Genomic DNA, 303 nt, shown 5'->3' with positions numbered 1-303 from the left:
TAACATACTTTGCCGGAAAGAGAAAGTTTTTGGCATTTTCTGCTCAGGCGAAAAATCTCAATAAAAGTGTTGACAAGACCCGGGCCGTATAGTATAATATTCCTTGTCAGCGGCGAGGTTCAAAGCTGACGACAACAGAATGATGGGGATTTGCATAGTGGTAGTGCGGTAGACTCTGACTCTACTTGTGGGAGTTCGATTCTCTCATCCCCAACCAGCAAACCGCAGTCGCCTTCCGGCTGCGGTATTTTCGGGGCATAGCGCAGTTGGTAGCGCGCCTCGTTCGGGACGAGGAGGCCGTGG

Annotated in this window: 1 tRNA gene; it reads left to right on the top strand. The window is 50.8% G+C overall.

Features of this window, described 5'->3' with window-relative positions:
• Positions 1–143: 143 nt before the first annotated feature.
• A tRNA-Gln gene (locus P0G09_RS18520) sits at positions 144–217 on the top strand.
• Positions 218–303: the final 86 nt, after the last annotated feature.

This window comes from Faecalibacterium sp. DFI.5.82 (genome assembly GCF_029076575.1).
Classification (GTDB): Bacteria; Bacillota; Clostridia; order Oscillospirales; family Ruminococcaceae; genus Faecalibacterium; species Faecalibacterium duncaniae.
Note: the sequence above shows the minus strand (reverse complement) of the source record. Positions and strands in the feature narration are given on the sequence as shown.